This is a genomic window from Pseudomonas sp. Irchel 3A7, from assembly GCF_900187565.1.
Lineage (GTDB): Bacteria > Pseudomonadota > Gammaproteobacteria > Pseudomonadales > Pseudomonadaceae > Aquipseudomonas.
On record NZ_FYED01000011.1, the window covers coordinates 84,116 to 102,784 of the forward strand.

The 18,669-nt window shown below is 59.2% G+C and carries 21 protein-coding genes; 16 read left to right on the forward strand and 5 right to left on the reverse strand.

Annotated features, from left to right (window positions below; translation table 11 throughout):
* Positions 1-153: 153 nt before the first annotated feature.
* From CKW21_RS18720 to CKW21_RS18730, 3 genes are all read left to right on the forward strand, one after another.
* Entirely contained in the window at positions 154-432 is a 279-nt protein-coding gene (locus CKW21_RS18720) for an ogr/Delta-like zinc finger family protein (RefSeq protein ID WP_095195437.1), read from the forward strand.
* A 2-nt stretch (positions 433-434) separates the two neighbouring features.
* Positions 435-797, forward strand: a complete 363-nt coding sequence (locus CKW21_RS18725) for a hypothetical protein (protein WP_095195438.1) — start codon at positions 435-437, stop codon at positions 795-797.
* 132 nt (positions 798-929) lie between these two features.
* Entirely contained in the window at positions 930-2,144 is a 1,215-nt protein-coding gene (locus CKW21_RS18730) for an SAM-dependent methyltransferase (RefSeq protein WP_095195439.1), read from the forward strand.
* Between the two features lie 73 nt (positions 2,145-2,217).
* Here the strand turns inward: CKW21_RS18730 and CKW21_RS18735 are convergent, their stop codons facing one another.
* Complete coding sequence (locus CKW21_RS18735; RefSeq protein WP_095195440.1) at positions 2,218-3,123, reverse strand: DMT family transporter; 906 nt, start codon at positions 3,121-3,123, stop codon at positions 2,218-2,220.
* 303 nt (positions 3,124-3,426) lie between these two features.
* Between CKW21_RS18735 and CKW21_RS18740 the strand changes: the two genes are divergently transcribed.
* The 3 genes from CKW21_RS18740 (at position 3,427) to CKW21_RS18750 (ending at position 4,844) form a co-directional block, all read left to right on the forward strand.
* Positions 3,427-4,008 (forward strand): DJ-1/PfpI family protein, encoded by a 582-nt coding sequence (locus CKW21_RS18740; protein ID WP_095195441.1) that lies wholly within the window; start codon positions 3,427-3,429, stop codon positions 4,006-4,008.
* 14 nt (positions 4,009-4,022) lie between these two features.
* Positions 4,023-4,328, forward strand: coding sequence for a ribbon-helix-helix domain-containing protein (locus CKW21_RS18745; RefSeq protein ID WP_095195442.1), 306 nt, complete (start codon positions 4,023-4,025; stop codon positions 4,326-4,328).
* A 171-nt stretch (positions 4,329-4,499) separates the two neighbouring features.
* On the forward strand, positions 4,500-4,844 hold the full coding sequence (locus CKW21_RS18750) for a YegP family protein (RefSeq protein ID WP_095195443.1): 345 nt from the start codon (positions 4,500-4,502) through the stop codon (positions 4,842-4,844).
* Between the two features lie 132 nt (positions 4,845-4,976).
* Here CKW21_RS18750 and CKW21_RS18755 read toward each other — a convergent pair whose 3' ends face one another.
* Together CKW21_RS18755 and CKW21_RS18760 are read right to left on the reverse strand one after the other, a co-directional pair.
* Positions 4,977-5,864: a dihydrodipicolinate synthase family protein gene (locus tag CKW21_RS18755; RefSeq protein ID WP_095195444.1), complete on the reverse strand. Its 888-nt coding sequence runs from the start codon at positions 5,862-5,864 to the stop codon at positions 4,977-4,979.
* A 30-nt stretch (positions 5,865-5,894) separates the two neighbouring features.
* On the reverse strand, positions 5,895-6,677 hold the full coding sequence (locus CKW21_RS18760) for an aldolase (protein ID WP_095195445.1): 783 nt from the start codon (positions 6,675-6,677) through the stop codon (positions 5,895-5,897).
* Positions 6,678-6,788: 111 nt separating this feature from the next.
* On the opposite strand from CKW21_RS18760, the gene CKW21_RS18765 reads away from it, so the two are divergent.
* Positions 6,789-7,331, forward strand: coding sequence for a helix-turn-helix domain-containing protein (locus CKW21_RS18765; RefSeq protein WP_095195446.1), 543 nt, complete (start codon positions 6,789-6,791; stop codon positions 7,329-7,331).
* 123 nt (positions 7,332-7,454) lie between these two features.
* Here CKW21_RS18765 and CKW21_RS18770 read toward each other — a convergent pair whose 3' ends face one another.
* A complete protein-coding gene (locus CKW21_RS18770; protein ID WP_095195596.1) occupies positions 7,455-8,474 on the reverse strand; it encodes a DUF4917 family protein in 1,020 nt (339 codons plus the stop codon).
* A gap of 150 nt (positions 8,475-8,624) precedes the next feature.
* Between CKW21_RS18770 and CKW21_RS18775 the strand changes: the two genes are divergently transcribed.
* From CKW21_RS18775 to CKW21_RS18810, 8 genes are all read left to right on the forward strand, one after another.
* A complete protein-coding gene (locus CKW21_RS18775; RefSeq protein ID WP_095195447.1) occupies positions 8,625-9,533 on the forward strand; it encodes a LysR family transcriptional regulator in 909 nt (302 codons plus the stop codon).
* A gap of 237 nt (positions 9,534-9,770) precedes the next feature.
* On the forward strand, positions 9,771-10,964 hold the full coding sequence (locus CKW21_RS18780; protein WP_095195448.1) for a CaiB/BaiF CoA-transferase family protein: 1,194 nt from the start codon (positions 9,771-9,773) through the stop codon (positions 10,962-10,964).
* Entirely contained in the window at positions 10,961-11,887 is a 927-nt protein-coding gene (locus CKW21_RS18785; RefSeq protein ID WP_095195449.1) for a hydroxymethylglutaryl-CoA lyase, read from the forward strand. Before CKW21_RS18780 ends, CKW21_RS18785 begins: the two co-directional genes overlap by 4 nt.
* 183 nt (positions 11,888-12,070) lie before the next feature.
* On the forward strand, positions 12,071-13,402 hold the full coding sequence (locus tag CKW21_RS18790; protein ID WP_095195450.1) for an MFS transporter: 1,332 nt from the start codon (positions 12,071-12,073) through the stop codon (positions 13,400-13,402).
* A gap of 382 nt (positions 13,403-13,784) precedes the next feature.
* Positions 13,785-14,423, forward strand: a complete 639-nt coding sequence (locus CKW21_RS18795; RefSeq protein ID WP_095195451.1) for a LysE family translocator — start codon at positions 13,785-13,787, stop codon at positions 14,421-14,423.
* Positions 14,424-14,510: 87 nt separating this feature from the next.
* Entirely contained in the window at positions 14,511-15,857 is a 1,347-nt protein-coding gene (locus CKW21_RS18800; RefSeq protein ID WP_095195452.1) for a sensor domain-containing diguanylate cyclase, read from the forward strand.
* Positions 15,858-15,974: 117 nt separating this feature from the next.
* A complete protein-coding gene (locus CKW21_RS18805) occupies positions 15,975-16,142 on the forward strand; it encodes a KGG domain-containing protein (protein ID WP_095195453.1) in 168 nt (55 codons plus the stop codon).
* 71 nt (positions 16,143-16,213) lie between these two features.
* Positions 16,214-16,717 carry a DUF4142 domain-containing protein gene (locus CKW21_RS18810; protein WP_095195454.1) on the forward strand — a complete coding sequence of 168 codons (504 nt, stop codon included), beginning with the start codon at positions 16,214-16,216 and terminating at the stop codon, positions 16,715-16,717.
* A gap of 45 nt (positions 16,718-16,762) precedes the next feature.
* On the opposite strand, the gene CKW21_RS18815 is transcribed toward CKW21_RS18810, so the two are convergent.
* The gene (locus CKW21_RS18815) at positions 16,763-17,173 is read right to left on the reverse strand and encodes a low affinity iron permease family protein (RefSeq protein ID WP_095195455.1); all 411 of its coding nucleotides are present in this window, start codon (positions 17,171-17,173) and stop codon (positions 16,763-16,765) included.
* Between the two features lie 262 nt (positions 17,174-17,435).
* Here CKW21_RS18815 and CKW21_RS18820 point away from each other — a divergent pair, with 262 nt between their 5' ends.
* Complete coding sequence (locus CKW21_RS18820) at positions 17,436-18,521, forward strand: type I restriction endonuclease (RefSeq protein ID WP_095195456.1); 1,086 nt, start codon at positions 17,436-17,438, stop codon at positions 18,519-18,521.
* Positions 18,522-18,669: the final 148 nt, after the last annotated feature.

The following is an 18,669-nucleotide window of genomic DNA, read 5'->3' on the forward strand; positions in this document are numbered from 1 at the left end:
CGAGCTTGGCTCTAACCCATTACGCGGCTGCCCGTTGCATTTCCTTTTGTCCGGCAGACGTTTTTCGCAAGGGCGGACCGCAGCGATCAACGCGCCAAACAGTATTGCGTCTGATCAAGTCGATTACCACCAGATGACCGCCGGGAAACAAGCATGAGCACTTACAAAATGGTGTGTCCTCACTGCCTGAGCAAGATGCGCATCCGCACCAGCGAGGGCCGTCATATTTTTCTGCGGGTGGCCTATTTGCAATGTACTTCCGAGGCTTGTGGCTGGTCGGTTCGGGCCGAGTTCGAAATGACCCACGAACTGTCGCCCAGTGGAATGCCCAATCCCTCCGTACGTTTGCCGAGCGCCAGCCCCGACTTGCGTCGCGATGCCAGGCCTGTTGCCAAAAGTGCCACGTCGACGGAAACACAACTGGAGTCGTAGGCATGGAGGGCATTGATGAGAATGGAGAAGTGAACGAGGAACTGTTGGCCATCGCCCAGGCGTTCCTGGCCCGTCATGAAAGCGATGGATTGAGCGATGACCAGGTGCTGTTCTGTCGTGCCGTCAAACATCTGCAAGGTATCGATGTGCCGATGCACCTGGCAGAGAAGTTGGTCAGCCATGCCTACGGATTAATCAAATCCACCAATGATCGTCGGCGTCTGGATATCGCCGCGAGTTCCGAAACCGTCGCTGTGGTCACCGATCCGGCCAACGGCCTGACTTGGGCAGTACCGGTAGGGTTGATTGTCAAATACATCATCAACTCGCCGACCAATCGTAAACTTCGGCTGGTGGAGCCCTAGATTCCAATGGGTTTATTCAGGTCTTGGGCTGCCTGACCAGGACCTGCCACAAAATAACTCCGTGCCCAAACGCCTCGTCCGCCCTAAAATACCGGGCATTCCCCGACTCGCACCGCCCGAGGCCGTTTTTCCATGTCTGTCACCGCTACTCCCGCCCGCCTCGCGCCGGATCATCACGCCCAATTCATCGACCTGCTGCAAACCAGTCTCGATGAAAATGCCTTCATCAAACTGGTGCTGGCCAAGTACGTTGGCGATGAAACGGACCTGCAGCGGATCATCATCAAACCGGTGACGGTCAAGTCGCAGCCTTGCCTGTCCTTCGTCTATCGCTACAAGACCCGAGACATCACCAAGAACCTGCCTCTGGCCGAAAGCGTCGCGACCATTGCCGATCTTTTACCGGCAGCGTTCAAAAATGCGCACTTGTTGTCGCTGACTGACGAAGCCCAGCTTGAATACAGCAAAAAGGGCAAGAGTTCGCTGTTCAAAAGCAAACCCCAGCAATTGCGCGAAGTGCCGTCTGCCGAGCACAACCGCGAAAAAAACCGATTCCTCGACCTGAGTCGACCGTTTCTCGCCGACCTTGGCGTGACCAACAAGCAGCATGAGCTGATTCCGGCGATGTCGCGCAAGTGGAAGCAGATCAACAAGTTCATCGAAGTCTTCAGCCATGCGCTGACGTCCTCGCCGCTGGCCCTGGACAAACCGGTGCGAGTGGCGGACTTCGGATCGGGCAAGGGCTACCTGACCTTCGCCATCCACGACTACTTGCGCAATACCTTGAAGGCCGAAGGCGAAGTGACGGGTGTCGAGTTGCGTGAAGACATGGTCACCCTGTGCAACGCCGCGGCGACCAAGCTTGAGCATCCCGGGCTGGTGTTCAAGTGCGGTGACGTGCGCAGTGTGGCGCCGAGCGAGCTGGACGTGATGATCGCGCTGCACGCCTGTGACATCGCCACCGACTACGCAATTCATACCGGCATCCGTTCCGGGGCGTCGATCATCATGTGTTCGCCGTGCTGCCACAAGCAGATACGCCTGCAAATCCAGAGCCCGGCGCTGCTCAAGCCCATGCTGCAATACGGCTTGCACCTGGGCCAGCAGGCGGAAATGGTCACCGACAGCTTGCGTGCGCTGTTCCTCGAGGCTTGCGGCTATGAAACCAAGGTGTTCGAGTTTATCTCACTGGACCACACCAACAAGAACAAGATGATTCTGGCGGTCAAACGCGCCGAACCGGTTGCCCCGGCTCAGCTGTTGGCGAAAATCCAGGAACTGAAGGATTTCTATCACATCACTGAACATTGCCTGGAAACTTTGCTGCGGACCGACGGCTACCTCTGACCCAGTGGGAGCGAGTCGGCTCCGGGCGGCGTGCCGACGAAGGCGGACTGACAGTCAACTGCGATGTTGACTGTCACGGCCCTTTCGCGAGCAGGCTCGCTCCCACATGGGGTTTGATCGCCGTTTTTCTGCCCAGCATCACGGTCACAATCACCCCGGCCGCAAACAACCAGGTAATCGGCTCCACATGTTCGCCGAAAAACAACGCTGAAAAAGCGATGGTGAAGAAGATCTGCAGCAACTGGATCTGACTGACCCGGGCAATGCCGCCCATGGCCAGCCCGGCATACCAGGCGAAGAAACCGATGAACTGCGAAAACAGCGAGACGTAACCGAAGGCCCACCAGGTCTTGCTCGAAATCTCGCCCTGGTGTTGCAGCGCCAGATAGACCACCGGACCGATCAGCAGCGGTGTCGACAGTACCAATGCCCAACAGATTACCTGCCAGCCGCCCATCTCCTTGGCCAACCGGCCGCCTTCGGCATAGCCCAGACCACCCACCGCGATAGCCCCGAGCATCAGCAAGTCACCGGCCTGAATGCTGCCGGCGCCGCTGATCAATGCATAGCCGAGCACCAGCGCACTGCCCAGCGCTGCGCAGGCCCAGAAGGCTTTCGACGGACGTTCATGGGACAGCCACGCGGCGTACAGCGCCACGCACAACGGTTGCAGGCCATTGACCAGTGCACCATGGGACGCCGGCAAGGTCTGCATCGCCCAGGCCGACAATACCGGAAAGCCGAGAATCACCCCGGCCGACACCAGCATCAGGCCTTTGACCTGTTTCCAGGTCGGCCATTTTTCACGGTGCCACAGCAACAGCACTGCCGCAGGCACCGCCGCGAACAACGCACGACCCAGGCCATTGAGCAGCGGATGAAGTTCCTGCACGACGATCCGTGTGAAGGGCAGGGTGAGGCTGAAAATGACGACGCCGAGCAAGCCCAGGGCCATGCCGGTGTTTTCGCGGGAGGACATGATGGCAACCAGAATCCTGGGTGAGGGGAAGTGCCTACATCTAGCCATAAACTGTGGGTTTCACGCTGCTACAGATAGACGCGGAGTTATCCGTACAGTTCAAGGACGCCATCGCGGGCAAGCCCGCTCCCACAGGTATCGCATTGGCCACAAGAACGACACAGGACCTGTGGGAGCGTGGCTTGCCCGCGATGAACGATTACTCGGTCCGTCAGGTAGTAGCCGGTTGTTACCCGACTCATCGGATAAGGACTACCTTGAATACTCCTGCATGCCCACGCATTTTCCAGAGGAGTCCTCCCCATGGCGGCTAAAAAAATTCTGATGCTGGTCGGCGATTACGTCGAAGACTATGAAGTGATGGTGCCGTTCCAGGCCCTGTTGATGGTCGGCCATACCGTGCATGCCGTTTGCCCGGACAAGGCCGCCGGCCAGACCGTACGCACGGCCATTCACGACTTTGAAGGCGACCAGACCTACAGTGAAAAACCCGGACACCTGTTTGCCCTCAATTTCGATTTTGCCAAGGTCAAGGCTGCGGACTACGACGCCGTGCTGATACCCGGCGGTCGTGCGCCGGAGTACCTGCGCCTGAACGAAAAAGTCCTGGAGCTGGTGCGGGATTTCGACAAGGCTGGCAAGCCGATCGCTGCCGTGTGCCACGGTGCGCAACTGCTGGCGGCGGCAGGGGTTCTCGAAGGGCGCGAGTGCAGCGCCTACCCGGCCTGTGCACCGGAAGTACGCCTGGCTGGCGGGACGTTTATCGATATTCCGGTGACGGACGGTCATGTTCAAGGCAATCTGGCCACGGCGCCGGCCTGGCCTGCCCACCCGAACTGGCTCGCGGGTTTCCTCGGGTTACTGGGCACGAAAATCACGCTGTAACGAGGAACCTGTCCATGTGCGAGCTCTACGTCAAAGCCGACCCGATTCTCTACGAATCGCGCTCCCGCTCGCTGCGTATCTGCGGGGTCGTCACCACCCTGCGGCTGGAGAACCAGTTCTGGGACATCCTCAGCGAAATCGCCGAGGTCGATGGCATGACCACCAATCAGTTGATCGCCAAGCTGTATGAAGAGGTGATGGACTACCGCGGCGAGGTGGTGAATTTCGCTTCGTTTTTGCGGGTCAGTTGTACGCGGTATCTGAGTCAGCGGCGGGGTCAGGTGCCTGAGCTTTCGATAGTGCGGACATTGGGGAAGTAGGGTGACCTTGGCGGCCCTTTCGCGAGCAGGCTCGCTCCCACAATGGATCGGTGTACGCAATTTCAATGTGGGAGCGAGCCTGCTCGCGAAGGGGCCGGTACAGGCGACAAAAATCCCGGGCTGGTCTTTACTCTGAAGCGCGCAACCTCTCATTCGCCAAGGAGAAAGAGCATGTCCGGATGGTACGAAGTGAGTAAAAGCAGCAGCGGTCAGTTCAGGTTTGTGCTGAAGGCGGCGAACGCCGAAACCATTCTGACCAGTGAGCTGTACACCACCCGCGCCGCGGCCGATAAAGGTATCGCATCGGTCCAGGCCAACAGCCCGCTGGATGAGCGCTACGAGAAAAAAACCACCAAGGATGGCCATCCCTACTTCAACCTCAAGGCCGCTAACCACGAAATCATCGGCAGCAGCGAGTCCTATGCTTCGGCGGCGGCCATGGAAAAGGGCATAGCCAGTGTGAAGGCCAACGGGCCGACCAAGGTGATCAAGGACAAGACCCTTCCTGTCCTCTGAAACACAATGCAAATCCCCATGTGGGAGCGAGCCTGCTCGCGAATGCGATTGATCAGTCAACCTCTGTGTTGAATGTCAAACCGCCTTCGCGAGCAGGCTCGCTCCCACATGGGTTACATCTGTGTCTTGAGATCAGCCCAGGGCTTTCAGCAGGCCTTGCAGCTGACCAAGTCCCGCCTCACCCAGTGGAAATACCGGCAACCGCGGATCTCCCACCTCCAGCCCGGTTTCGCGCAAGCCCGCCTTGATCGTCGCCGGCAAGCCGCCCTTGAGGATGAAATCCAGCAGCGGCAACTGGCGATAGAACAGTTCGCGCGCCTTGCCCAGATCGTTGGCCAACACCGCTTCATACAAGTCCAGGTTGAGCTGCGGGATCAGGTTCGGCGCCGCCGTGCACCAGCCTTTGGCCCCGGCCGCGAAGGCTTCCAGCGCCAGCGGGTTGCAGCCGTTATAGAACGGTACCTGGCCTTCGCCCAGGCGTTGCAGTTGATGCATGCGCTGGATGTCGCCGGTGCTTTCCTTGACCATGGTCACGTTTTCCACACCCTTGACGATGCGCAGGATCAGATCCACCGACATATCGGTGCCGCTGGTGGCCGGGTTGTTGTAGAGCATGATCGGCACGCCGATGCTGTCGCCGATGGCACGGTAGTGGGCGAGGATTTCCGCTTCGCTGAGTTTCCAGTACGAGGTCGGCAGCACCATCACCACGTCGGCGCCGTGGGCTTCGGCGAAACGGGCGCGACGTACCGCTTTGGCGGTGGTCAGGTCGGACACGCTGACGATGGTCGGCACCCGTTTGGCCACGTGCTTGATGCTGAATTCGGCGACCTGATCCCACTCCGCATCGCTCAGGTAAGCGCCTTCACCGGTGCTGCCCAAGGGGGCGATGGAGTGCACGCCGCCTTCAATCAGACGGTCGATGGAACGCCCGAGGGCGTTGAGGTCCACGCCTTCGCCGTTGGCGGTGAAGGGAGTGATGGTGTAGCCGATGATGCCGTGAATGTTGGGGCTGGACATGGTGTCTCTCCGTACGAAAAGGGGCTGGGTTCAGTTCAGGCAATCGGCGTGTTGACGCAGGTTCTGCCGGGCGTAGTAGTTGAAAGCGGCGGCGTGACGTTTTGGCCGGGCGATCCAGTCATGGGCTTCGCGGCCCAGCTCGGGAATGATCGGCTTGATGGTCCCGGCGCTCATCGCCAGCAGCTGCAACTTGGCGGCGCGTTCGATCAGTTGAGCAATCACACAGGCCTCCTCGATGGTGGTGCCGGTGGACAACTGGCCGTGGTGAGAAAGCAGGACTGCCCGTTTGTCGCCCAGGGCGCCGGCAATCAGATCACCTTCCTCGTTACCCACCGGTACTCCTGGCCAGCCTTCAAGAAACGCACAGTCTTCGTAGAGCGGGCAGAGGTCCATGTGGGAAATCTGCAGCGGCACCTCCAGCATCGACAATGCCGCGACGTGGGTCGGGTGGGTGTGAATGATGCAGTTCACATCCGGCCGGGCGCGGTACACCCAGCTGTGGAAACGGTTGGCCGGATTCGGCATGCCGTGGCCTTCGAGCACTTCCAGGTCTTCGTTGACCAGCAGCAGGTTGCTCGCGGTGATTTCGTCGAAACCCAGGCCCAGTTGTTGAGTGTAATAGGTGCCCGGCTGCGGGCCACGGGCGGTGATTTGCCCGGCCAGACCTGAGTCGTGACCATTCTCGAACAGAATGCGGCAGGTCAGGGCCAGCTTTTGCCGGTCGGTCCACGTATTATCCGCGAGGGTGTTTTGCATCTGGCTCAGCGCTTGCTTGACCAGTTGATCTTTGGGCAGTGCTAATGTCTTGGCCATATCGGTGTCCTCTTTGGGTGGGTCATGCAGATGACACGAAAGATGCTATATGACACTTTGTGTCATGAGCAAGGACAATTCGTCGCCTCCTTGATGGATTAATCGTTCTAAATGTCTATCCGTTTGAAATTATTGAGAAAAAAACTTGGCGTGACGCTGGAGGCCTTGGCCGAAAAATCCGGCATGACCAAGAGTTACCTGTCAAAGGTCGAGCGCGGGCTGAACACGCCGTCGATTGCGGCTGCGCTGAAACTGGCCAAGGCCTTGAACGTTAACGTCGAGGAGCTGTTTTCTGAAGACAAGGTCAGCCTCGACAGCTACAGCCTGGTGCGCAGCCACGAGCGCCAGCCATTGGGCGCCAGCGACGACAATCCGGGTTACGCGGTGCTGGCCCACCAGGTGAGTGAACGAAGTCTGTTGCCGTTCATCATTTACCCGCCGACGGAATTCACCGACAAAGCCTTCAAGGAACACTTGGGCGAGGAGTTTCTGTTCGTCCACGAGGGGCAGGTCGAGGTGGATTTCGTCAATGAGCGTGTTCTGCTCAGCCGAGGAGATGCGTTGCACTTCAACTCACAGAAACCGCATCGGATCCGCTCGGTGGGCGAGGTGCAGGCGCAGTTGCTGGTGGTGGTGCATAGCACTGAGGAATGAGTGATTGGGCTTTTGTGGCGAGGGAGCTTGCTCCCGCTTGAGCGCGTAGCGCTCACAAAATCCTTGGGGCCGCTTCGCAGCCCAGCGGGAGCAAGCTCCCTCGCCACAGGTTTGACGTACGCCTTAGACCTCGACGGGCACCGCGAGCTTCGAACTCCCCAGCGCATGCGTCTTCGAATCAAAAAACCGCAACTCAACCCCGGTCCCCTCGAACACCTTCGCGTAATGCCGCTTCTGATGCTGGATGAACGCCTTGCTGCGCGGGTAAATCGAGATCGCCACAACCTTCGGTTTCGCCTGGCGCAAGGCATGAACGATATGGCTGTCCTGCTCGCCCAGTGCATGGCCGAAAAGGCACAAGCCATCGTTGTGGCCGAGTAACTGCTCGTAGCAGAACGATAGATAGTCCGAGCTGCGAATGGTCTTGAGCTTGTCCGCGCTGGGTCCTTCGTTGACGAACAGCGGCACGTCGTCGAGGGTCTTGATCGTGTTGTTGATGGCGAAATTGCCCAGCAACGTGCCTTCGGTCGACATCAGTTTGCGCGCCGTACCGTCCTGATTGCGCACCAGGTGCAGGCCGCCGTGCAGGTACAGCAAACGGGTCTTGTCGGTGGCGGTGGTGCTCAGGTCGAAAGCGGGTTCGTCCCCCTGGAACAGGTCGGTGATCGCGTCCGGTTGCTGCTGGATCGCCCAGTAATTGAGCAAGTCGTAATTGGTGGTGAACACTGTGCGGTAGCTGGTCAGTTCCTGATTGATCGTCGCCAGTGTCGAAGCTTCGACCAATCGCCATGGGATATGCACCGCGTGCACGGTGTTGATCAGCGCTTCCTTGATTGCGTAGTAACGATTGCGCGGCGCGGCGGAGCTGACGGCCAGAGCCTTGTTGACCCGGCTGGTGGTCTTGAGCGCGCTCAACACCTGCTCGAAACTGCGCGTCTGCATCGCATCGAATACGCTCAGCTCGGAGGGGCTCAGGGGCTTTTCTTCGACGGTACGGGCGTTTTCGAACAGCGAGTCGTAGCCGAAGTCGTCCCACACCGCGCGGCTGGCGCCGTTGCCCACCAGCAAGCCGCCGAACGCAGTGCTGGCGCGCAGGGCATTCCAGTCTTCAAGTTGGGCGTCGACATCCTGGAAATCGGTCATTGCGATCAAAGTCTCAAAGCAAAAGGTCTGATGGGCGGCGACTTTATCACGGAGGGCATCGAGATTTTCCGCCGCGCGTTGCAAGCGCCACGACGCGGATGAAGAACGTTATGCTGCGACTTCGCCTGAACCGACATTGCCGAGTCCCTGATGCTGCAGAAAAGCCTGATCCGCCGCCTCGACCTGATCACCCTGCAACTGTTCGTCGCCGTCCATGAAGAGGGCACCCTGACCCGTGCCGCCGCACGCGAAGCGATTGCGGTGTCGGCGGCGAGCAAGCGCCTGATGGAGTTGGAGGAGGCGCTGGGTATCAGTCTGTTTGTGCGCCAGGCCAAAGGCATGACGTTGACGCCGGCCGGTGAAACGCTACTGCACCATGCCCGGCAGATGTTGTTCAACGTCGAGAAAATGGGCCTGGAACTGGGCGAGCACAGTCACGGTGTGCGCGGTTATGTGCGAATGCTCGCGAACCTGTCGGCAATCATCCAGTTCCTGCCCGAAGACTTGCGCGACTTTTCCGAGCAGCATCCCCAGGTCAAGACCGATCTTGAAGAACGACCCAGCGCCGGGGTGATTCAAGGGGTGCTCGATGGTGTGGCCGACCTCGGGATCTGCTCCATCGACAGCGACATCAAGGGCTTGCACAGCGTGCTGTACCGTCAGGACAAACTGATGGTGCTGATGTTGCCGGATCACCCGTTGGCCAACCGTCCGAACGTGGCATTTGCCGATACGCTGGACAGCGATTATGTCGGGCTGCATGCGGCCAGTTCGATCAACATGCGTACCCATGCCGCGGCGCGTCAGGCGGGCCGGGTCTTGCGGGTGCGCATCCATGTGCCGGGCTTCGACGCCATGTGTCGCATGATCCAGGCCAACATGGGCATTGGCGTGCTGCCGCAGCGAGCTTATGAACTGTTTGGTCGGGCGTTGGGGTTGCATGCGGTGCCGTTGACCGATGACTGGTCGGATCGGGCGTTGATCCTGGTGGTGCGCGATGAGGCGCTGCTGTCGCCGGTGAGCCGGATGTTGTTTGAGCATTTGCGTGGACAGGCCTGAGTTATTTATGGATCAGACCGGCCCCTTCGCGAGCAGGCTCGCTCCCACAGGGGATTGGTGAACACCACAGATCAACTGTGGGAGCGAGCCTGCTCGCGAAGGCATATCTGAGGCCGCGGCGATTTCCCGGCAGGGCGTTCGCGTTTCGCGAACGCCCCTTGCCAACTGAAGGTTGGATTCCTTGGGCATCGGTCCTCTAGCCTTGGCACATATTCCAAGAACAAGAGGTACCCCGCGATGACTGCCCCCCTGAGTGCAATCAAAGTGATCGAGATCGGCACGCTGATCGCCGCGCCGTTTGCCGCGCGCATGCTGGCCGAGTTCGGCGCCGAAGTGATCAAGATCGAAGCCATGGGGCAGGGCGATCCCCTGCGCAAATGGCGCAAGCTGCATGAAGGCACCTCGCTGTGGTGGTACCTGCAATCGCGCAACAAGAAATCCCTGGCGCTGAATCTGAAATCCGCCGAAGGCATTGAACTGGTCAAGCAACTGGCGACCAGCGCCGACGTGTTGATCGAAAACCTGCGCCCCGGCGCCCTGGAAAAACTTGGCCTGGGCTGGGACGTGCTGCATGCCCTTAACCCCAACCTGACCCTGGTGCGGATTTCCGGTTATGGCCAGACCGGTCCGTACCGAGATCGTCCGGGGTTCGGTGCCATCGGCGAAGCCATGGGCGGCATCCGCTACACCACCGGCACCCCCGGTTCGCCTCCGGCGCGGGTTGGAGTCAGCCTCGGCGACTCGCTGGCTTCGCTGCACGCAGTGATCGGCGCATTGATGTCGTTGCTGCGGGTCAAGACTGGGCAGGGCGGCGGGCAAATCGTCGATGTGTCCCTGGCCGAAAGCGTGTTCAACGTCATGGAAAGCCTGGTGCCGGAATACGACATGCTCGGCCATGTACGTGAGCGCAGCGGCGGTGCCTTGCCGGGCATCGCGCCTTCCAACACTTACCTGACGGGCGATGGCGCTTACGTGGTCATCGCCGGCAACAGCGACCCGATCTACCGTCGCCTGATGCACACCATCGGCCGCGTGGATCTGGCCGAAGCACCCGAATTCGCCCATAACGATGGGCGCGCAGCAAAAAGCAATCTGCTCGATGCCGCCATCACCCACTGGACCAGCAGCCTGCCGATCGACGACGTGCTGGCGGCGCTGGAAGCCGCCGAAGTTCCGGCCGGGCGCATCTATTCGGTGGCCGACATTGTTGCCGATCCGCACTACCAGGCGCGGGACATGCTGCTCAATGCCGAGCTGCCCGGCGGCGCCACGGTGAAAATGCCGGGCATCGTACCGAAACTCTCGGAAACACCCGGTGGCGTGAACTGGTCGGGTCCCGGACTGGGCCAGCACACCGACGGCATTCTCGCGCAGCTTGGTCTGACACCGGCGGACATCGAACGCCTGAAAGTCGAAGGAGTGGTGCAATGATCACTGACTATTCCGATAGCCTCATCGTGCAGGAAGTCTCTCCGCGTGACGGCCTGCAGATCGAGCCGACCTGGGTCGAAACCGTCGACAAGATCGCCCTGATCGATCAGTTGTCCCTGGCCGGATTCAGCCGTATCGAAGGCGGCTCGTTCGTGTCGCCCAAGGCCATTCCCGCTTTGCGTGACGGCGAGTTGGTGTTCAAGGGCATTACCCGCCAGCCGGGGGTGATCTACGTCGCGTTGATCCCCAACCTCAAAGGCGCGCAACGGGCGCTGGCCTGCAGCGCCGATGAGCTGAACCTGGTGATGTCTGCCAGTCAGACCCATAACCTGGCGAACATGCGCATGCGTTGTGAAGACTCATTGGCCGCGTTTGGCGAGATCGTCCAGTTTGTGGGCGGCTCGCCGGTGCGACTCAACGCCAGCATCGCCACCACCTTCGGTTGCCCGTTCGAGGGCAAGATCGATGAAGACCGGGTGCTGCAGATTGTCGAGGCCTATCAGGAACTCGGCATTCAGGGCATCACCCTGGCCGACACCACCGGCATGGCCAACCCGCGTCAGGTCGACCGCCTGGTGCGGCGCGTGTTGCAACGGGTATCGCCAGCGGACCTGACCCTGCATTTCCACAACACCCGTGGCCTTGGTTTGTGCAACGTTCTGGCCGCCTACGAGGCCGGTGCCCGGCGTTTCGACGCGGCCCTCGGCGGCCTCGGCGGTTGTCCGTTTGCACCGGGCGCCTCGGGCAACATCTGCACGGAAGACCTGGTGAACCTGTGCGATGAAGTCGGCATTCACACCGGCATCGATCTGCCGCTGTTGCTGACATTGTCGCGTGGATTGCCGACGCTGCTCGGCCACGAAGTGCCCGGTCAACTGGCCAAGGCCGGCCGCAACTGCGACCTGCACCCCGTGCCTTCCTGACCCACCCGATACCCCCTGTGGGAGCGCGCCTGCTCGCGAAAGCGGAGTATCAGTCGACATCATCGTTGAATGTCAGACCGTATTCGCGAGCAGGCTCGCTCCCACAGTAAAAGCTCCCACACAGAGCACACCAGACAACAAAAACAATCGGACACCTTCGGGAAGTCCGCCTGGAGAAACGCAATGAGCCTTAATGCATTGGAGGCCGGCGCGAGCCCGGCTGTTAGCCACGACGAAGAAAAAGCCCTGGTCAGCAAGGTCGCCTGGCGATTGATGCCGCTGATCATGGTCTGCTACCTGTTCGCGTTCTTCGACCGCATCAACATCAGCTTCGCCAAGTTCCAGTTGCAGGCCGATCTGAGCCTGAGCGACACCGCTTACGGTCTCGGCGCCGGGTTGTTTGTGGTCGGTTACGTGATTTTCGAAGTGCCCAGCAACATGATGCTGTACAAGGTCGGCGCCCGTCGCTGGATTGCCCGGATCATGATGTCCTGGGGACTGGCCACCGCGCTGATGGTCTTCGTCAACAGCGAATGGCAGTTCTATGTACTCCGATTCTTGATCGGTGCCATGGAGGCGGGTTTTGCGCCGGGCGTGTTGTATTACCTGACGCTGTGGTTCCCGCAGCACTATCGCGGACGCATCACCTCGATGCTGTTTCTGTCATCGGCCTTCGCCGGGTTGGTGGGCGCGCCGTTCTCCGGGCTGGTGTTGCAACACCTCGACGGCTTCATGGACATGCGTGGCTGGCACTGGTTGTTCCTGCTCGGCGGTGTGCCATGCATCGGCCTCGGTTTGCTGGTGCTGACCCTGCTTAAGGATCGCATCGAAGACGCCCACTGGCTGACGCCCTCGGAGAAGACGTTGCTGGCCAGTCGCATCGCTCACCATGAACCGCACAAAAGTGGCGGGTCGCTGCTCGCGGCGCTGCGTATTCCGGGCTTCCTGACCCTCGGCCTGATCTACTTCCTGATTCAGGTGGCATCCTACGGCTTGAATTTCTGGGCACCGCAACTGATCCGCAGCGCCGGTACCGAGAGCCCGGTGATGATCGGTCTGCTGACGGCGATCCCGTACATCTGTGGCGCCATCAGCATGGTGGTGATCGGACGCTTGTCGGATGCCTCCGGCGAGCGACGCAAGTTTGTCGCAGGACTGGTCGCGGTCGGTGCGATCGGCTTCTTCAGCGCGGGGATCTTCGCCCATCACACGACGTTCCTGATCGTCGCCCTGGGCTTGCTCGGTGCCGGCATCATCGCCTCGATCCCGAGCTTCTGGACTCTGCCGCCAAAACTGCTGGCCGGCGCCGGCGCAGGGGCTGCGGGCGGGATCGCGGTGATCAACACCCTGGGCCAGTTCGGCGGCATCGTCAGCCCGGTCATGGTCGGGCGGATCAAGGACCTGACCGGCAGCACCACACCGGCGTTGTATGTCATTGGCGTCTGCGCGCTGATTGCGGTGGCGTTGTTGCTGTGGGGGCTGCCGCAGAAGCTGCGTACGCTGGACAAGTTTTAAGAGTTCGCAAGTCGCGCCGGCTCGTGCGGGGACCACGCATTCCTGCAGGAGCTAGCGCAGCCTGCGATCCATTACGGTGCCGACAGATCGCTTTCGCGAGCAGGCTCGCTCCCACAGTGGATTGCATTACCCCTGTGAGAGCGAGCCTGCTCGCGAAGACTGACGGACAGTCGCCATCGTACTATCGACCATTCCCTTGACCCGCCGCCACTGCAAGCGGGCGCCTTCCTCTCACTCCCGGGCCTCCGGCAGTGTCTTTCCCTGAATCCTCGATGTTCTAAGCCCAAGTCGGTGATGAAGTTCTTCGACGATCAGTCATTCGGCCTGCAATGACCTGATATAGACTGGCGACCATTCACCAAACAGTTCAAAAGGACTTCCCATGACCCCATCGCTGCTAATGGCCGTTCTTGCCTCGGGCTTCATTTATGGCATTACCCCGGGGCCGGGTGTGCTGGCGGTGTTTGGGATTGGTGCGGCGCATGGCCGGCGGGCGGGGGCGGGGTTTCTCTGCGGGCATTTGCTGGGCGATGTGATCTGGTGCAGCACCGCGCTGGTGGCGATTGTCGGTGCGCGGGAAATCGGCAGCACCGCGTTTGATGTGCTGGGCGTACTCAGCGGCCTTTATCTGTTCTGGCTCGGCTGGCGTGCGGTGCGGGCACGTCGCAGCGCTGGCGAAGCGCCCCAGGGGCCGGCGCGGCAACCGTTCTGGCATGGCATCCTGTTTGGCCTGACCAATCCGAAGGCTTACCCGGTGGCGGTGGCGACATTCACTGCCTTGCTTTCAAGCCGCGCCGAGTTGCTGACCTGGTCGATGTTGCCGTGGCTGATCTTCCTCAGCTTCGTCGGTGGCCTTTTCGCCTACGCTATCCTCATCGGCATTGTCGGGGCGCGCCGGGTGCGCACCTTGTATCAACGCCATGAGCTGGCGATTACCCGCCTGTGCGGGGTGATGTTCATCGGTTTCGCCATCAACGCCCTGGCGCATGCATTGCCGGGGCTGGTGACGAACAAGGCTTGACGCTGATTGCAGGGTTGCATCAGTGGCACACGTACTGGTCAGGGATGGTTTCTTCTTGCTGCATCGTTCGGACACGCTCTCGGCACCATGACCACCAGAAATTCCGCTCCGTTGGCGAGCTACATCGACCTCTTGCTGGACGCCGTTTGCGCGGTCGACAAACAAGGTCGCTTCGTATTTGTCAGTGCGGCCTGCGAGCGCATTTTTGGCTACACCCCGGAGGAGTTGATCGGGCGGCAGATGATTGATCTGGTGCACCCGGCCGACCGCCAGCGCACCCTCGATGCCGCACGAGAAATCATGGGCGGCGATCCCAAGCTGAACTTCGAGAACCGTTACCTGCGCAAGGATGGCCGGGTGGTGAACATCCTGTGGTCGGCGCGCTGGTCGGAGGTCGATCAACTGCGCATCGCCGTGGCCCGTGACATCACTGAGCGCAAGCAGGCCGAGTCCCGACAGGCGGCGCTATACGCGATTTCCGAAGCGGCGCATGCGGCAGAAGACCTGTTGGCGCTGTTCAAGCGCATCCATCTGATCATCGGTGAATGGCTGCCGGCGCTGAATTTTTCCGTGGCGTTGTATGACGAACACTGTGCGCAGTTGAATTTTCCCTACCACGTCGACGACCACGAGCCGCAGCCCGAGCAACCCGGTACGATCACCGGGCGCCTGTGTGCCGAGGTTATCCGCACCGGCCTGCCGATTTTGCTGACCCCGGATCAGCAGACGCCACACGTCGGTTTCGAAGCGCTGGTGTCCGGGCAACATTCACCCTGTTGGCTAGGTGTGCCGCTGAACTCGCAAAACGGCACCATCGGCGCACTGATCGTCAAAAGCATCCCCGGCGGCGAGCGCTATACCGAGCAGGATAAAGAATTGTTGCAGTATGTCTGTGCCCAGGTCGCAACAGCGATCGAGCGCAAGCAGTTGCACGCGCGATTGCAACGCATGGCCCAGTACGACCAGTTGACCCAGCTGCCCAACCGCGAACTGTTGCGTGACCGGCTCAAGGCGTCATTGGCAGCGGCGCGTGACGACCGTGGGCGCATGGCGCTGCTGTATGTCGACCTCGACCGTTTCAAACAAGTCAACGACACCCATGGCCATGCGGTGGGCGACATGTTGTTGCAGACCGTCGCCAATCGGCTCAAGGGCTGCGTACGCGAAACCGACACCGTGGCGCGCATTGGCGGTGACGAATTCGTCGTGTTGTTGCACAGCATCCACGCCTCGGGCGATGCCGACTGCGTGGCCGGGAAAATCCGTCAGGTCCTGGACCAGCCGCTGCGCCTGGATGGCCACAGCCTGCACATCCATCCGAGTATCGGCGTGGCGCAATACCCTGAAAACGGCACGGAAGAAGCACAGTTGTTCCGGCACGCCGATGAAGCGATGTACAGCGCCAAGCGCGAGCATCACCTGCGGCTCGTCTGAATATCGGTCGCCGTTCGTCGCGGCATGAACGGATTTTTCTAAACCTTTTGGCCCGCATAAATTCAGATTCTATGCGGGCTACAGCTCGCCGCGAACATCACCAAGAGGTAGAGAATCATGCCTAACTCAAGAAACTCGAACTCGGGAAACTTCGCCAACGATCGAACCAAGGCGTCTGAAGCCGGTCGCAAAGGTGGGAAAACCACTACCACGACGGTCGATAAAGAGCCTGCGAAACCCGACATGGGCCGTAAAGGCGGACAAGGCGGGCAAAAATCCCGCTAGTGGATAAGGTGGTTTTGATTGAGAAGCGGGGGCGAAAGCTCCCGTTTGAATTTTTAGAGGAGGGCGCGACCATGAACCGGATGGCCACCCGATTACGCAATTGCGGTTTTGCCGCGTTACTGGGCCTGTGCGCCAGCAGTGCCTTCGCCCAGACCCCTGCCGAATTCATCAACGATGCCTCCGCCAAAGGCATGGCCGACATCGAAGCCAGTCGCCTGGCGCACCAGAAATCCGAATCCAAAGAGGTCAAGGACTACACCATTGTTGTGATCAACGACCGCACCACCGCCAATCAGCATCTGGCGAAAATCGCCAAGCAGCTGGACCTGCCGGTAGCCCCGCGTGAAGAGGTGGTGGATAAGGCCAAGGCCTTGATGCCTGAAGTCATGGAGGGCGCGAATTTTGATGAGGCCTACGCCGCCAACCAAGTCAAAACCACTCAGGAAGCCATCGAGCAGCTTGAGCAAACGGCGCAAACCACAGACGTGCCACAGATCAAGGCATTCGCTGAGGAAACCCTGCCCAAACTGCAAAATCACCTGCAAATGGCCCGGGCTCTACAGGCCAGTCTCTAGTCATTCCCGTGCGCGGGTGACCTCGGGCCACTCGCGCAATGTCGATCAACACTCATTCAGATCCTGTTTGCCTTTCTCCTCAACGACCGTGCCGTCAATGGAAATGGTCTGGCCCTCGCCCAGGCTGCGATAGTGCTTTCTCAACGCCTCCAGCTCTTTCAGGTCCAACGCCTCGAGTCCGAGCATCGCGTTCTGCGCGTCCTTGGTCACCCGCAGCAACTCATCGACCTTCAAATGCAAAATGTCCGTGTCGCGGTTCTGCGTGTTCTGGATCAGGAACACCATCAGGAAGGTGATGATGGTGGTCGAGGTATTGATGATCAGTTGCCAGGTGTCGTTGAACTTGAAAATCGGCCCGCTCAACCCCCACAGGAAAATCAACAGGATCGCCCCCAGGAACGTCTTGGGGCTACCGGCCCATAGGGCGAGTTTCTGTGCGATTTTTGCGAATTTCATGGCCGTTTTCCTTATGGGGATGCACCTGTTTTTTCTGACAGTGAGGGCGAGATGAAAATTCGGCTGATGTTGCTATGGGACTGAAAAGTCGGTTTGGAACACGTTGGCAAAGAGGCATTGATGACGCTCTGGTTTCGTCGTTGGTGGGCAAAATCTTAATTCTTGGTCGGAATCTTCCTTTGTGCCGGTTTGTGTCTAGTATCAATGGCAATCAATTTGCCAGTATCAGACACACGGATCGAAATCGGATAAGAGGCCACTCATGGAATTTTTCGAAAAGCTCGCAAGTCTCGCTGCCAAAGTTCGTTTGCAGGGCGCTGCAATTCAAACGGAAGAGGCGACTAAGAATGCTTTTGTCATGCCCTTCATCAGCACGGTACTGGGCTACGATGTCTTCGATCCAACCGAAGTGACACCGGAGTTTGTTTGCGATGTAGGCACAAAAAAAGGGGAGAAAATTGATTACGCAATCATGAAAGGGGGAGAGGTTCAGATCCTGATCGAGTGCAAAAAAATAGGTGAGCCGCTACATATCAATCATGCCTCTCAGCTGTTTCGCTACTTTCATGTCACTAGCGCTCGAATCTCCATTCTCACCAACGGCCAGGTCTACAAATTTTTCACTGATCTGGATGCGCCCAACAAAATGGACGAGAAGCCATTTCTTGAGCTCGACCTTCTGGATATCGACGAGTATTCCGTCCCCGAATTGATCAAACTCACCAAATCAGCGTTCGATGTTGAGTCGATCATCAGCGCCGCGGGCGAATTGAAGTACGTCAGCCAAATCAAAAAAGTTATCGCTTCCCAGGTCAGCAAACCTGACGACGACTTTGTGAAAGTCTTCGCATCGCGGGTTTACGACGGCGTGATCACGCAGAAAGTCCGGGAGCAGTTTCATGAGCTGACCCGAAAGGCCGTCGTGCAATTTCTCAACGATCAGATCAATGAACGGCTCAAATCAGCCATGAGTGGTGCTATTCAGCCGGCGTTGGCCTCACTGCCAGTCTCTTCCAGTAGTGTTGAACAAACAGACGTGCGGGACGAGTCAGAAGACAAGGTTCTGACGACATTGGAAGAGTTGGAGGGATATCACATCGTCAAGGCGGTAGTTCGATCGGTCGTCGATGCCAAGCGAATCGTTCAGCGCGATACCCAGAGTTACTTCGGCATCCTGCTCGACGACAACAACCGCAAGCCGATCTGCCGTCTGCACTTCAACCGCTCGCAGAAGTACATCGGCATATTTGACGAAGAGAAAAACGAAACCCGGCATGCAATCAATTCCATTGATGACATTTACGAGTATTCGGATCATTTGAAGAAGACTGTCGGGTATTACGATTAAGGTCGCTTGGCAAGGAAACTGTAGGAGCGAGCTTGCTTGCGAAAAAACCAGGTGCATCGCTGGCATCTGGTTACACGCGTTTTCGTTCACGACCATCGCGAGCAAGCTCGCTCCTACAGTGTGTCCGACCGCTTCTCACTGCCAGTTT